The organism is Pseudomonas sp. NKUCC02_KPG (assembly GCF_019345465.1).
Classification (GTDB): Bacteria; Pseudomonadota; Gammaproteobacteria; order Pseudomonadales; family Pseudomonadaceae; genus Aquipseudomonas.
In genome coordinates this window covers 205,746-220,760 of sequence record NZ_JAHKRC010000010.1, presented here as the reverse complement: position 1 = coordinate 220,760, position 15,015 = coordinate 205,746, and the positions used below count along the sequence as shown (strand labels likewise).

The following is a 15,015-nucleotide window of genomic DNA, read 5'->3' as shown; positions in this document are numbered from 1 at the left end:
ATGACTGAACTGCACGTAGTGCAGGGCAGGCACGAGGGTTAATTGATAACGGGTCAGGCGGCGACCGGACTCGCCTACGAAGACCTCTTCGATATGGCCATGAATGCCTTCGCCATTGAGACCAAACTGAAGAAAAGCGGGCTGACAGAGCAGGCTCTCCAGATCGAAATCGGGGTACTCGCTGACCAGTTCGATGTGGATCGCATACAAGCGGCTGATGGTTTCAGTGCCATCAAAGGCCAGGACCTTGAAGTCGTTGCGAACAGAGGGGATCAGTAACGTGAAATGCGCAGCGTTGGCCGGCGCGAACATAGGCTTGTCCTTAAGCGGGGGATAAAGAAGGGCGTTGCGATACCTGAGCCTGAGCAGGCTCAAAAGTGCCGTGCAAGCTAGCAGGGCACCAAACGGATTGATGTAAGACGCTTCCTAAAGAAGGAGAGAATTTTCAGGTGTTCGAAATTGCTTCTTCAGATAAGGGCAGAAGAAGTAAGGATTGAATGGGGCAGAGCAGGCGTTGGCGTCAACGCGACCTGAGCGTGTGGTTCAAACAACCCGCGCAGAACTCGCCCGCACCTGCAGCTGCGGGGTCAGGGTGATGGACTCGGCAGCCTCGCCCCGGATGCGCTTGAGCAGCAGTTCAACGGCGTGTTGCCCCATCTCTGACAAAGGCAGGCGCACGCTGGTCAACGGCACCATCAGTTCGCTGGCCAGGGGGATGTCGTTGAAGCCGACGACGGCAATGTCTTTGCCGGGCATCAAGCCCTTGTCGCGCGCAGCACCCATCAAGCCGATGGCAAGGAAGTCGTTGACCGCGAAAAACGCCTTCGGTTGCGGGGTGAGCCCCAGCAGGTACTCGCCCTGTTTATGCCCGGTGAGGCTGTCGAACGGGCCATTGAGGGTCCACTCCGGGCGCAATGTGATGCCTTGCTCGCGGTAATAACGGGTAAAACCGCGAGTACGGTCCGCCCCGGTGGAGGCATGCCGTTCGCCTGCGAGAATCGCCACATCCCGACAGCCCAATTGAAACAGGTGCTCGGCCGCCAGCCAGCCCCCCAACTCATCGTCGCTGCAAGCCACCAGTTGCCCGGTGATCTGGCGGCTGACCAGTACGTAGGGAATGTGCTTGCGTGCCAACAGGTCGAGCAGGGGCTGGGTGTCACCCACATGGGAGTCGCCCACGATCAGCCCGGCCACCGAGCGGCGCAGGGCATGTTCGGCACGGGCCATCTGACGCGGTTGCTGGTCGTCGGTGTTGGACACGAACGTGAGGTAGCCAGCCTGCTCGGCCGCACTGTCAATGCTGTCGTAGATGGTCGCCATCACCAGGTCGGTGAGGCGCGGCATGAGCACGCAGATTTCCTGACTTTTACGCAATTTCAGGTTAGATGCCTGCGTGTTCGGTCGATAATCCAGCTCTTTTGCCAATGCACGAATACGCGCCACTACCTCGGCCGACGCCGCTCGCTCGACCCCGGCCGGATCGCCATTGAGCACCCGTGACACCGTGGAAACATGCACTCCCAGTGCAGTAGCCATGGACTTCAGGGTGGCGGGGCGAGATTGATTTGGCATGTTCTGGGGATTTCCGGCAGTCCGTTGTTTAGCGCGCGAATTCTACCCGAATAGGGCGCACCTTCCCGGAAATAAATCTTTACCCAAACGTTTGACTCAAACTTTTCTGCGCTCTACATTTCGCCAGCCCAAACGTTTGGGTAAAACAATAAAAATACGCCGACACCGGCTAATGCCAGTCAGTCAGGGGAGAGGTGGAGCTCCACCCATGACTGACCGGCATCAGTGGACACGGGCCGACTTTTTGACTTCTGCCATCACTTGAAGAGTCAGATCCCCTATGAAAAGCCCCGTTATCCCGTCTTTTCGCTACCAGATTTTCTTCCTGATCATGCTCATGGCACTGCTCAATTACATTGACCGCGGCGCCATTGCCTATGCGTCGGCGAGCATTCTTCCCGAGTACGGTTTCGACAAGGCCGATTGGGGCAATGTCCTGGGCTACTTCGGTTACGGTTACATCCTCGGCGCGCTGGTCGGCGGCATCCTGGCCGACCGCTATGGGGCCAAACGCATCTGGTTGATTGCGGGGGCTACCTGGTCGATTTTCGAGATTGCCACCGCCTTTGCCGGCGACTTCGGGCTGGCGTTTCTGGGCGGTTCGGCCATGGCCGGCTTTGCCACGATCCGCGTGATGTTCGGCTTTGCCGAAGGCCCGGCCTACTCGGTCATCAACAAGAGCGTGGCCAACTGGGCCACACCCAAGGAGCGGGGCTTCGTGGTTTCGGTCGGCCTGCTCAGTACACCTCTGGGCGCACTGTTGACCGCTCCGGTAGCGGTCGGCCTGCAAACCCTGACCGGGGACTGGCGCAGCATGTTCGTGGTGCTGGGGGTGGTCAGCCTTGCGCTGCTGATTTTCTTCATGACACGGTTCACCAACACCCCTGATGAAAACCCGCGTGTGTCCAAGGCTGAACTCGATTTCCTGCGCAAGGAGCGCGCCGAGGCCGTCAATGCCTCGACACCGACCACCAGTGTCGCGCCGGTTTGGCACTTCTTCAAAAACAAGGATCTGTTGCTCAACGCGATCGGGTATTTCTCGTTTGTGTACGTGACCTTTCTGTTGCTGACCTGGACCCCCAAATACCTGCAGGACGAGTTTCACTACAATCTCTCGTCGCTGTGGTACATGGGCATGATCCCGTGGACCGGCGCCTGCTTCACCGTGCTGCTGGGGGGCAAGATCTCCGACTTGCTGCTGCGCCGCACCGGCAATCTGAAAGTGGCGCGCAGCTGGCTGGCCGCGACCTGCCTGCTGTTGACCACGCTGTGTTTCATTCTGGTATCCCAGGCCCAGACCGTATGGGGCGTGATTGCCCTGATGACCCTGGCCAACGCCCTCAACGCGCTGCCCAACTCGGTCTACTGGGCGGTTGTTATCGACACTGCACCCTCCAACCGGGTCGGTGCCTACAGCGGCATGACCCACTTTATCGCCAACACCGCTTCGTTCATCGCTCCGATGCTCACCGGTTACCTGACGGTTCGATACGGCTACTCGTCGATGTTCGTGGCGGCTGCGGTGGCGACGGCACTGGGCATGAGCGCAATGCTGATGGTGCGTCCGGGCGGTCGGCAGTCGGTCACTTCCCCTATCCCTGCAGTTGTTTGATGGAGTTGAGCGTATGAACCTGGCGAAGCCTACCCACGCTGGATATTTCCTTGGCCAATCGGTCATCGCGCTGGCCGAGCGCCTTCGCGCGGGGAGCCTGACGAGTATCGAACTGACCCAGGCAGCCCTGGACAGCATCGAGCGCCTGAATCCGGTCCTCAATGCCTTCGTTCAGGTCGACGCCCCCGTCGCACTGGCCCAGGCCCGCAAGGCCGATGAGCTGTTTGCCCAAGGCCGGGACCTGGGGCCGCTGCAAGGCATACCGATAGCGGTCAAAGACAATATCGATACGTTTGATTACGTGACGACTTATGGTTCGGCGCATTTCGAGGGCTGCACACCGGGGCGGGATGCACTGTGCGTGCAGCGTTTGCGTGAGGCGGGTGCCGTGATTGTCGGCAAGACCCTGACTCACGAATTTGCCTACGGCCCGACCGGCGACCGTTCATTGCAAGGTGCGGCACGTAACCCCTGGGATGCCCGTTGCATCACGGGAGGCTCCAGCGCCGGCAGCGCGGCGGCGGTGGCCAGCGGCATGGTGCCGCTGGCGTTGGGCACCGACACCGGAGGGTCGATCCGGATTCCGGCGGCGTTGTGTGGAGCGGTCGGCTTCAAGCCATCCTTTGCCAGTGTGCCGCTGGATGGGATTTTCCCGCTGTCGTCGAGCCTCGACCATGTGGGCCCGATTGCCAGCAGTGTCGAGGATGCGCGGCTGCTGTTTGAAGTCATCGCCGGTCGCCCGGTCGCCAAGGCGCCCGACGTGCATTCGCTGCGGGTGGGCTGGATCACGTCGGGCAGCTTCGGCCCGGTGGATGCCGAAGTGGGCCGGCAGGTCTATCAGGTGGCACAGCAGCTGTTTGGCAACGGGTTGCAGGACACCGGCGAAGTGGCACCTCTGGCGGCCGGGATGAAAGACACCCTGTTGACCTTGCAACGTGCCGAAGCCTTTGACGTGCATGCCGAGCGCATGCACGAGGCCCCGCAACTGTTCGATCAGGAAGTACGCGAGCGACTGGAGTTGTCCCGGGAGGTCAGGGGCTGGCAATACATCCGTGCCCAGGCCAGTCAGGCGCAGTACAAGGCGGAATTGGCGCGTCTGTTTGAATGTTATGACTTTCTGGTTTCGCCCAGCGTGCCGATCACCGCGACTGAGGTTGATGCCCGTGAAGTTCGGGTCGGGGAGCAGGGTATTGATGTGCGTGCCGCGGTACTCAGCCACACCAGTGCCTGGAACCTGACAGGGTTGCCTGCGATCAGCCTGCCAGCGGGGCAGGTGAGGGGGATGCCGGTGGGGCTGCAGGTGATTGGCGCGGCGGGTGACGATGATCGATTGTTGCAAGTGATGGCCAGGTTGTATGTGCCGGGCTGAGCAAGGCGCCCCATCTTGACGTTGCAATGAGTCTGACGAGCGCCCCGGGCGCTCGGACAGACCGTCAAATCTCACTGGCCCATCCGTGCCTTGCGAGCTGCGCTTGCATCGCTCATCACCTCATCCTGGCTACACTGCCGCTGAAAATGGAGCTAGACTCGCTGCAAGCTGAAACGATTCATCTAGTCAGCGAATTATAATTCCAAGAAAGGATCCGCCCATGAAACTGCTTCCCGTGACCTGCGCCATTGCAGCCCTGTCCTTTGGTACTCACGCATTTGCCTGGGACTTTGTGCTGCTCGACAGCGACAAGCCTGCCAGCAATCAGCGTATTACCAGCGAGCAGCTCGGCCTCAAGGTCGACAAACCCTTTTCAATCACCCTGCGCACCCTGCACGGAGGTCGTCAGGAAGGCGTGAGTCTGATCGATATCGATAACGGCACGATGAAATTGACGGTGGTGCCGACGCGGGGGATGAACGTGCTCAGTGCCCAGGTCGGCAGTGCGCGGATGGGGTGGGATTCGCCGGTCAAGGACGTGGTCAATCCAGCGTTCATAGAGCTTAACGGTCGCGGTGGCCTGGGTTGGCTTGAAGGTTTCAACGAACTGGTCGCCCGCTGTGGCTACGAATGGGTAGGCCATCCGGGCATGGACAATGGCGAGTTGCTGACCTTGCACGGTCGTGCGGCGAACATCCCTGCCAGCAAGGTGACTGTGCATATCGACGAAACCCCGCCCTATGCCATTCACGTGCGCGGTGAGTTGAAGGAGCAGGCGTTCAAAAAAGTGGACTTCAGCGTGCAAACGGAGCTGGTCACTGAACCGGGGGCGACGCGTTTTGTGCTCAATGACACGTTGACCAACAACGGTGATTACCCCAAAGAATACCAGGCGCTCTACCACAGCAACTTCAGCACACCGTTTCTGGAGGAGGGCGCCCGTTTTGCGGCACCGGTCAAACAGGTGTCTCCTTTCAATGACAAGGCCAAAGCTGACCTGGGCGACTGGCAGACGTATCGCGCACCGACCCCTGACTACGATGAAACCGTGTACAACGTGGTGCCTTACGGTGATGCCAAGGGCAACACCTTGACGGTGCTGCACAACAAGGACGCCAGCCTCGGCGTCTCGGTTGGCTTCAATGTCCAGCAGTTGCCGGTGTTCTCGCTGTGGAAAAACACTGATACGAAGGGCCAGGGCTATGTCACCGGGCTTGAGCCAGGTACCAGTTTTTCCTACAACCGCCGTTACCAGAGGCCGCTGAACCTGGTCCCGACCATTGGCCCCAAAGAACAGCGCCAGTTCAGCATCAGTTACTCGTTGCTGGCTGACAAACCGGCGGTGGACAAGGCGTTGCAGCAGGTCAAATCGATCCAGGACGGACGTGGGACCGAAGTGCGGCAGACGCCGTTGGTGGATTTGAGTAAAGAGTGATCAGGACCGGGGGGCGCCAGCGCAATGGCGCCCTGAAGCAGATCAGCAACACCCATGACGGGAAGCGGGAAGTAGGGAATCGCTATCGAGGGAGCAGGCGCAGCGGGACGGCTGACGCGATTAATGGGTGAACTGTGTGTAGACTTTCTCGCTTTTAGCCAGGGAGTCTTGTGTTCCGGCTCCTGCCAGTCTCTGTGTTGATTAAGGCGTGTTTATGGATCTGCGTCAGCTCGAAGCGTTTGCTGCTGTGATGTCGGCGGGCAGTGTCACTGCCGCAGGAAAGATGCTCGGCCGCTCCCAACCCTCGGTTACCAGGGCCATTCAAGAACTGGAGCAGGAGCTGGGGTTTGCGCTGTTCGAGCGCAGCGGGCCAAAGGTCACGCCCACCCACAAAGCGTTCATGATGTACGCCGAAGTCGAAAGCGCCCTGCTAGGGGTTCGCAACATCCGGCTGCGCGCGGAACACATCGTTCGGGATGAAAATCATCAAATCAAACTGGTCGCGATTTCAGCGCTGGCAGCAGGCTTGTTGCCGGCGGCCCTGGCACGCCTGCCTGAGAACCTGCGTCCGCAGCAGATCCAGTTGCAGAGCATGTCACCGGAGAATGTGGTGCAGGCGGTGCTGTCCAAAACCATGGACCTGGGCGCTGTCAGCCTGCCGCTGGAACATCGCGGCCTGGACATTCACTGGATCGGCGAGGCGCCCTGCGTCGCCGTGCTGCCAGCCACCAGCGCACTGGCTTCGTACGCAGAACTGCCGATGGAATTGCTGGCACAGCAGACGCTGATCACCATGGCCAATCCGTATCGTTTTCGTCGGCGGGTGGACAAGGCATTCCATGATGCAGGCGGGCCGATGCCCCATATGCTCGACACCAATACCTCACTGGTGGCCATGCAGATGGCCAGGGTCGGATTGGGCATTGCGCTGGTCGATCCCTTTACCGCCATGGGCGTGCCACTGGAAGGCGTGGTGGTGCGCCCGATTGCCTGCAACGTCCCGTTCTTTTTCGGTTTGATTTCAGCCTTGGCCAGCCCGTTGTCCGACGTGACGCGAGTGCTGATCGATGAGATCGCCACATCGGCAAAAGTGTTGCTGCCGCACATGGTCATGCACGAAGCCAGTGTCCATGACGCGCTATTGCAAAGTATCTATGCCGAGTGACGGGATGCGCCACGCAGGGGGCGTTCATAACGCAAGCGGCCCGCGAATGCTTTGGGGGGTTTCGAAAACAGTGCTCGAAACACCCTTCTGGATCACCTGGCGTTTCAATGAAGTTGGTGGTGAATCTGTAGTCGCTGACGAGCCGTGCGAGGCTGCGTCCGGCTGCGAAGCAGTCGCAAAGTCAGCTTGCACGGTTAATCAGGCAAACCGCGTGTTCCGGTCTTGCGACCGCTTCGCGCTCGATCGCAGCCTCGTTCTACTCGTCAGCGACTACACGCGGGTGGGTGGTGAATCTGTAGTCGCTGACGAGCCGTGCGAGGCTGCGTCCGGCTGCGAAGCAGTCGTAAAGTCAGCTTGCACGGTTAATCAGGCAAACCGCGTGTTCCGGTCTTGCGACCGCTTCGCGCTCGATCGCAGCCTCGTTCCACTCGTCAGCGACTACAACACGGAGTTAGTGGCGAATCTGTAGCTTCATAGAGGGGCTGGATAAAGTCGAGTTCCTTGAAGACAAGCGTACGCAGCTGACGCAGTTGCCCATCGTTCTCCAGGACGCTGACGATAAAAGTCTTCCAAGAGACAAACCATGCTAATCGGCTGTGCGCGTGGCTCGACGAAGGATAAGAGCCTGGTGTCTACGCAGATGGGAAACCACATTCCGTTCCTTTTTAATTCCAAATAAGAATATCAATATGTTTTTTTGCGCGTTGCGAGAATAAACAGTCCCTTTTAGTATTCACTTTAAGCATTCAACGACATCAAGAATTCAAATTGTTCTGCTGTTGAGGATTTCAAGTGTTTGGATCAAGGGTCGAGTGATGTGCTCTCGATCGTCATCGAGTAGCGATCAATGTCCGAAGAAAATTCACTGTCAGGCCTTGCGGCCCTCGAAGCACGCTTGCGCCAGGATCTGGCCTGGCTCGATCTTCCCGCCAGTCAGTGGGTCAAACCACGCCTCAACGAAGGTGCCCCGGTGCTCGATGTGGCGATCATCGGCGGCGGTATGGCGGGCCTGGCCCTTGCTGCCGAGTTGAGGCATCTCGGTGTTGATGCAGTGATTTTCGATCAGTCCGTGGCAGGTTTTGAAGGGCCGTGGGCAACCACCGCCCGTATGCAGACCTTGCGCTCTCCCAAGCACCTGACCGGACCCGCGCTCGGCTTGCCCGCGCTGACCTTCCGTGCCTGGTTCGAAGCGCAATTCGGCGCAGAGGGCTGGGCCGGGCTGGACAAAATTCCGCGACTGCAATGGGCCGACTACCTGCGCTGGTATCGCAAAGTGCTGGCGCTGGATGTGCGCAACGAACACCGGGTCACCCGGGTTGCGCCAAGAGCAGATGCACTGGTTGAGCTGGCCATCGAAACCCCCGTACAAACCCTGCATCTGTTGGCGCGGCATGTCGTGCTGGCCACCGGACGTGACGGCCTGGGCGGCCCTTGGGTGCCTGAACTCGCCCACCAGCTACCGGATCATCTGTGGGCGCATTCAGCGGATGGTTTGCAGGACGACTGGTTCGAAGGCAAGCGTGTGGCAGTCATCGGGGGCGGGGCCTCTGCGATGGACAGTGCAGCAACCGCGCTGGAAGCGGGCGCCACAGGGGTTGACCTGCTGATCCGGCGTGCCGAACTGCCGCGTATCAACAAAGGCAAGGGCGCCAGTCATCCGGGCATGGTTCATGGCTATTGGCGTCTGCCGGATGCCTGGAAATGGCGTATTCGCAACTACCTCAATACTCAGCAAGTACCTCCGCCCCGCGCCAGTACGATCAGGGTTTCCAGCTCGGGAAGGGCGCGGTTCCTGCTGAACAGTCCCGTCGTCTCGGTGGAGAAAAATCCTCGGGGCGGCCTGTGGTTGAACACGCCTGATGCCCGGATCGAAGCCGATTTTGTGGTATTCGCCACCGGTTTTCGCACCGACTTTGAACAGCGCCCGGAATTTGCGCCGTTCTCTTCGCACATTCGCACCTGGCGGGACCGCTTCGAGGCCCCGGCCAGTGAGCGGGATGCCGAATTGTCCGAGCTGCCGGATTTGGGCAGCCGTTTCGAATTCCAGGAAAAAATACCCGGCAGTTGCCCGGGGCTGAACCATATCCATTGCTTCAGCTATCCCGCAGCCCTCAACTACGGCGCAGTTTCCGGGGATATCCCGGCCATCAGTGAAGGCTCAAAACGTTTGGCCCAGGCCTTGGTCGGCCAACTGTTCAACGCAGACATCTCACTGCATTTCGACACCATGCAGCGGTTTGCCGACCCCGAACTGTTTGGCGATGAGTGGGTGGCCAGCCAGCCCACCGCTGAAGAGTTGCGGCGATGATCGGCTGGGCGCTGAGACGAGTGACTCAGTCGCTGCTGGTGATTCTGTTGATGACCCTCGTGGTGTTTATCGGCCTGAATGCCATTGGCAATCCCATGGACATCCTGGTGGGGGAAGACCTCAATCAGGCCGAACGGGTGCAAGCCATCGCACACCTGGGGCTGGACAAGCCGCTGTGGGAGCAATACCTGATCTTTCTCAAGGGCGCAGTCCACGGCAACCTCGGGCAGAGTTTTGTCTATCATGAAGACGCCATGCGCCTGATTTTGCAACGGCTGCCAGCCACCCTCGAACTGGCCTTCAGTGCGCTGTTCCTGGCTGTTGTGATTGGCGTGCCCCTGGGGATTTTTGCCGGTACCTATCCGGATCATCCGTTGTCGCGGTTGATGATGGCCTGCAGCATCATCGGGTTTTCGCTCCCGGCTTTCTGGGTGGCGTTGATGATGATCATGCTGTTCTCAATCAAGCTGGGATGGCTGCCCGCCAGTGGCCGTGGCGACACCCGCGAGTGGCTGGGGGTGCAGTGGTCGTGGTTGACCCTGGACGGCCTGCAGCACCTGATACTGCCCGCCCTGAACCTGGCGTTGTTCAAGATCTCCCTGGTGTTGCGCCTGACCCGTGCCGGCGTTCGGGAAGTGCTGCCACAAGAGTTCGTCAAGTTTGCCCGGGCGAAGGGCCTTTCGCCAATGCGGGTGATGTTCATGCACGTCATGCGCAACACCATGATTCCCCTGGTGACGGTGCTGGCCATGGAATTGGGATCGACCATTGCCTTCGCCGTGGTCACCGAAAGCATCTTCTCCTGGCCCGGCGCAGGGAAACTGATTCTGGACAGCATCAACGCCCTGGATCGTCCGGTGGTGGTGGCCTATCTGATGGTGGTCGTGGTGATCTTTGTCGTGCTCAACCTGATTGTCGACGGTTTGTATTACCTGCTTGACCCTCGCGTGCGGATCGAGGCCTCCCGATGAGTGCCGTTGAAAAAGCGTTACCTAACCGCATGCCATTGCAGGCCCAGTCGCCCTGGCGTCGAGTGGCCGTCGAGTACATGAATTCGCCAACGGCAGTCGCGGGGCTTGTGGTGTTGGTGGCGATCGTCCTGGTGGCGATTCTAGCCCCGTGGATCGTGGTGCAAAATCCCTACGACCTGATGCAGCTCAACGTGCTGGATGCGCGCCTGGCACCGGGAAGCACCAACATGGACAGTGGCTACACCTATTGGCTTGGCACCGATGGTCAAGGTCGCGACCTGGTCTCGGCAATCATGTATGGCCTGCGCATCAGTTTATGGGTCGGTATCGGGTCGGCGTTGATCGCGGCGTTTATCGGCACGCTGCTGGGCCTGGTGTCGGCGTATGTTGGGGGCTGGGTAGACGTGTTGCTGATGCGCCTGGTGGACCTGTTGCTGTCGTTCCCGGTGATTCTCATGGCGCTGATGATCCTTGCGTGGCTGGGCAAGGGGGTCGGCAATGTGATGCTCACGTTAATCCTGCTGGAGTGGGCCTATTACGCCCGCACCGCACGCGGCCAGGCGTTGACCGAAAGTCGTCGCGAATACGTCGACGCCGCGCGGGGCCAGGGTATTGGTCCGTGGCGCATCGTCACCGGGCATATCCTGCCCAATTGCCTGCCGCCGCTGATTGTCATCGGCGCATTGCAGATCGCCCGGGCGATCACCCTGGAAGCGACGTTATCGTTTCTGGGCCTGGGTGTGCCTGTAACGGAGCCTTCCCTGGGCTTGCTGATCGCCAACGGCTTCCAGTACATGCTCAGCAACGAATACTGGATCAGCCTGTTTCCGGGGTTGGCGCTGTTGATCACCATCGTCGCCATCAATCTGGTCGGCGACCGGCTGCGTGATGTCCTGAACCCGAGGTTGCAGCGATGAGCCTGCCTGAAATGTCGTTGTCGTCGCTGGCATTGGAACAGCCAACCCTGGATGTGCGTGGTCTCTGCACCTCGTTTTATACCCGGGCCGGGGTGCTTCCAGCGGTGCGCGACTTGTCGTTGCACGTGCAGCCAGGTCGAATTCTGGGGCTGGTGGGTGAGTCGGGATCCGGCAAGTCAGTGACCGGTTTTTCCATTCTCGGGCTGGTGGATGAGCCTGGCCGCATCAGTGGCGGACAGGTGTTGTTCAAGGGCCGTGACCTCACACAACTCTCGGTGTCCGAACTGCGCGCGTTGCAAGGCAACCGGATCGCGATGATTTTCCAGGACCCGATGATGACCCTCAATCCGGTGCTGCGGGTCGACACGCAAATGATCGAAGCGGTGCGTGCCCATCGCCCACTGAGCAAGCGCGAAGCTCGGGAGCACGCCAGCCGCACGCTGGCGCTGATGGGCATCGCCAGCCCTGAAGAACGCCTGCGGGCTTATCCCCACCAGTTGTCCGGTGGCATGCGCCAGCGGGTGGCGATCGCCATCGCGCTGCTGCATTCGCCTGACCTGATCATCGCGGATGAGCCGACCACGGCGCTGGACGTGACCATCCAGGCACAGATCCTCAGTGAAATGCAAAAGCTGGTGCGCGAGCAGGGCACGTCGCTGATCTGGATCACCCATGACCTGTCGGTGGTGGCCGGGCTGGCCGATGACGTGGCCGTGATGTACGCCGGTCGTATCGTCGAACAGGGACCGGTCGCCGACGTGCTTGATCGTCCACAACACCCTTACACCCAGGGATTGATCGACAGTCTGCCCCGCCGTAACAAGCGTGGCCAGCGGCTGCGGCAGATTCCCGGCATGGCGCCGGACCTGTTCTCGATGCCGACTGGATGTGCCTTCGCCGAGCGCTGTACGCGGGCGTCCGCGGCCTGTGCACAGGAACCGGAACCTCGCGAGATCGTACCGGGCCAGACCGTTCGTTGCTTTCACCCTGGAGCTGGCCATGCGCAGTGATCACGTCCCCCTGATAGAACTCAAGCAGGTCAGCAAGACATTTGGTACGCCCGTGGCCGAGCATTCAGTTCAACACCTGTTGCAACGTTTGCACCTGACTCGCCCCAGACCCGTCACCCATGCGGTCGATCGCGTTGACCTGCGCATCAACCGTTCGGAAGTGGTGGGCCTGGTGGGTGAATCCGGCTGTGGCAAATCAACCCTGGGGCGCATGGTGGCGGGGTTGCTGCCGGTGTCATCAGGTACCGCGTTGGTGGACGGGAAATCCCTGGACAACCTGACGGCCGATGAGCGCCAGGCCGTTCGCATGAAAGTGCAGATGATCTTTCAGGACCCGTCGTCGAGCCTCAATCCGCGTCTGCGGGTGGACCGGATCGTCGGCGAGGGCGCGTTGCTGCACGGCTTGACCGACAAGCAGGGTTTCGACGATTACGTCAGTGCGCAACTGCAACGGGCCGGGCTCAGCCCGCAACTGCGCCAGCGCTATCCCCATCAGTTCAGTGGCGGCCAGCGCCAGCGTATCGGCATTGCCCGAGCACTGGCGGTACAGCCGCAACTGCTGGTGTGCGACGAGTCAGTGGCGGCGCTGGATGTGTCGATCCAGGCACAGATTCTCAATCTGTTCATGGACCTGCGCGACGAGCTGGGCCTGACCTATCTGTTCATCAGCCACGACCTGGGCGTCGTCGAGCACTTGTGCGACCGCGTCGTAGTGATGTACCTGGGGCGTGTGGTCGAGAGCGCTTCGGTGGATGACCTGTTTGCCCGCGCCAACCATCCCTACACCCAGGCCCTGTTGGCGCAGATTCCCCGTTTTGATGTCCGCAGTACCCGTTATGACGCGATCAAAGGGGAAATCCCCAGCCCGCTGAACCCGCCCGCCGGGTGTCATTTCCATCCTCGCTGCCCGCACGCCACCGCGCGCTGCTTCAGCGAAGCTCCAGCACTCAGGGAGGTTTCGCCGAACCACCTGAGCGCGTGTCACCTCAACGACCACTTTTGAACGAGCGCCAAGACGCTCGTCATGCTCATTGCCATTGCGTGCAAGGAAATACCCATGAAGCCACTTGTTCGTTCATTGTTAGCCTCGGCGCTTATCCTGGCGGCCGGTACTGCTGGTGCCCAGTCCCTGCATATCGGTTACGCCGACCCTGTGTCGTCCCTCGATCCGCAATTGAATAATTACGCCGGGGACCGGTCGGTGGCGCTGCATGCCTTCGAGTCGCTGGTCAGTCGCCGCGACGACAAAACCCTGCCGGGTTTGGCCAAGAGCTGGAAAGTCATTGATGACACCACCTGGGAATTCGTCTTGCGCGACGATGTGAAATGGCAGGACGGTACGCCTCTGACCGCCGATGATTTCGTGTTCTCGTTCGAGCGCGCCCGCAGTGTTCCAGGCAGCGTGGCGTCGTATGCCGGGGCGACACGCACGGTGGCATCGGTCACGGCCAAAGACGCTCACACGTTGATCATCACGACCCGCACGCCGAACGCGAATCTGCTGCCGGACGTGGACTCGATCTATATCGTCAGCCGTCACGCTGGCGCCACTGCAAGCAGCGCCGATTACAACTCGGGCAAGGCGATGGTGGGTGTGGGGCCTTACCGCTTCGTCTCCTACGTGCCGGGTGACCGGACGATTTTCGAGCGCAACGACGCGTACTGGGGCGCCAGACCGACCTGGGACAAGGTCGATTACCGCTTTATCGCCAACGCTGCCAACCGCACGGCAGCATTGCTTGCTGGTGACGTGGATGTGATTGACAAGGTTTCGCCGACGGATGTCGAGCGCCTGCGCAAAACACCGAGCGTCAGTGTCTATGCCTATCCGGGCTTGCGTGCGCTGATCATCCAGCCCAGCTTTCGCGAAGGCCCCAACCCGTTCATTCGTGACAACGCAGGCCAGCCGCTGGCTGAAAACCCGCTGCGTGATGTGCGGGTGCGCAAGGCGCTGTCACTGGCTATCAACCGCCAGGCCATCAATGACCGGATCATGCAGGGCACCGTCACCGAGGCCAACCAATGGATGCCCGCCAACACCTTCGGCTACAACCCGGACGTGAAAAACATTCCATACGACCCCGCACAGGCCAAGGAACTGTTGGCGCAGGCAGGCTTCCCTCAAGGCTTTCAATTAACCGTCCATGTTCCGGGTGATCGCTATCCGCAGGCACCGGAAACGATGCAGGCGGTGGCACAGTTCTGGTCGCGGATCGGGGTCAAGGTCCAGCTCGAAGTATTGCCGTGGGCCGTGTATGCCGGTAAAGCCAACAAGAATGAACTGGCGATCAGTGTGATTGCCTGGGGTAACGGTACGGGCGAAGCGGCGTATGCACTGACCAACATCCTGACCACGGTAGACAGCAACAAAGGGCAGGGCGCCTCCAACTGGGGTCACTACAGCAATGCGCGGGTGGACAAGGCGCTGCTGGATTCGACCGCCGAGTTTGATGAAGGCAAGCGCCGCAAGATCCTTCAGGACTCGGTCCAGGTGGTCAGTGACGACGTCGGCATCATCCCGCTGTTCCACTACCAGAACATCTGGGCGGCCCGCAAAGGCTTGAAAGTCGAGCCGCTGGTCAGCGACCGCACGGCGGCGACCATGGTGACCGAACAACCTTGAACCGTTTTGCGCCAGAGCCTCAAGGGCTCTGTG

The 15,015-nt window shown here is 60.2% G+C and carries 12 protein-coding genes; 10 read left to right on the top strand and 2 right to left on the bottom strand.

The window, feature by feature from the left end; all coding sequences use genetic code 11:
* Positions 1 to 312 (bottom strand): contractile injection system protein, VgrG/Pvc8 family (locus KO536_RS15555; protein WP_257622949.1); only part of this gene is annotated, 312 nt, incomplete at its 3' end.
* A 231-nt stretch (positions 313 to 543) separates the two neighbouring features.
* Positions 544 to 1,572, bottom strand: a complete 1,029-nt coding sequence (locus KO536_RS15550; RefSeq protein WP_219262346.1) for a LacI family DNA-binding transcriptional regulator — start codon at positions 1,570 to 1,572, stop codon at positions 544 to 546.
* A gap of 280 nt (positions 1,573 to 1,852) precedes the next feature.
* Here KO536_RS15550 and KO536_RS15545 point away from each other — a divergent pair, with 280 nt between their 5' ends.
* The 10 genes from KO536_RS15545 (at position 1,853) to KO536_RS15500 (ending at position 14,982) form a co-directional block, all read left to right on the top strand.
* Positions 1,853 to 3,184 carry an MFS transporter gene (locus tag KO536_RS15545; protein ID WP_219262345.1) on the top strand — a complete coding sequence of 444 codons (1,332 nt, stop codon included), beginning with the start codon at positions 1,853 to 1,855 and terminating at the stop codon, positions 3,182 to 3,184.
* A 13-nt stretch (positions 3,185 to 3,197) separates the two neighbouring features.
* Positions 3,198 to 4,553, top strand: coding sequence for an amidase (locus tag KO536_RS15540; protein WP_219262344.1), 1,356 nt, complete (start codon positions 3,198 to 3,200; stop codon positions 4,551 to 4,553).
* 220 nt (positions 4,554 to 4,773) lie between these two features.
* Positions 4,774 to 5,988, top strand: coding sequence for an aldose 1-epimerase family protein (locus KO536_RS15535; protein ID WP_219262343.1), 1,215 nt, complete (start codon positions 4,774 to 4,776; stop codon positions 5,986 to 5,988).
* 214 nt (positions 5,989 to 6,202) lie between these two features.
* The gene (locus KO536_RS15530; RefSeq protein WP_133076806.1) at positions 6,203 to 7,153 is read left to right on the top strand and encodes a LysR family transcriptional regulator; all 951 of its coding nucleotides are present in this window, start codon (positions 6,203 to 6,205) and stop codon (positions 7,151 to 7,153) included.
* Positions 7,154 to 8,000: 847 nt separating this feature from the next.
* Entirely contained in the window at positions 8,001 to 9,461 is a 1,461-nt protein-coding gene (locus tag KO536_RS15525) for an FAD-dependent oxidoreductase (RefSeq protein WP_219262342.1), read from the top strand.
* A complete protein-coding gene (locus tag KO536_RS15520) occupies positions 9,458 to 10,432 on the top strand; it encodes an ABC transporter permease (protein WP_219262341.1) in 975 nt (324 codons plus the stop codon). Before KO536_RS15525 ends, KO536_RS15520 begins: the two co-directional genes overlap by 4 nt.
* Positions 10,429 to 11,349 carry an ABC transporter permease gene (locus KO536_RS15515; RefSeq protein WP_219262340.1) on the top strand — a complete coding sequence of 307 codons (921 nt, stop codon included), beginning with the start codon at positions 10,429 to 10,431 and terminating at the stop codon, positions 11,347 to 11,349. The genes KO536_RS15520 and KO536_RS15515 overlap by 4 nt, the downstream gene beginning before the upstream one ends.
* Positions 11,346 to 12,359 (top strand): ABC transporter ATP-binding protein, encoded by a 1,014-nt coding sequence (locus KO536_RS15510; protein WP_219262339.1) that lies wholly within the window; start codon positions 11,346 to 11,348, stop codon positions 12,357 to 12,359. The genes KO536_RS15515 and KO536_RS15510 overlap by 4 nt, the downstream gene beginning before the upstream one ends.
* A complete protein-coding gene (locus tag KO536_RS15505; RefSeq protein ID WP_133076801.1) occupies positions 12,349 to 13,362 on the top strand; it encodes an ABC transporter ATP-binding protein in 1,014 nt (337 codons plus the stop codon). Before KO536_RS15510 ends, KO536_RS15505 begins: the two co-directional genes overlap by 11 nt.
* Positions 13,363 to 13,416: 54 nt before the next feature.
* Positions 13,417 to 14,982: an ABC transporter substrate-binding protein gene (locus tag KO536_RS15500; protein ID WP_219262338.1), complete on the top strand. Its 1,566-nt coding sequence runs from the start codon at positions 13,417 to 13,419 to the stop codon at positions 14,980 to 14,982.
* Positions 14,983 to 15,015 lie beyond the last annotated feature (33 nt).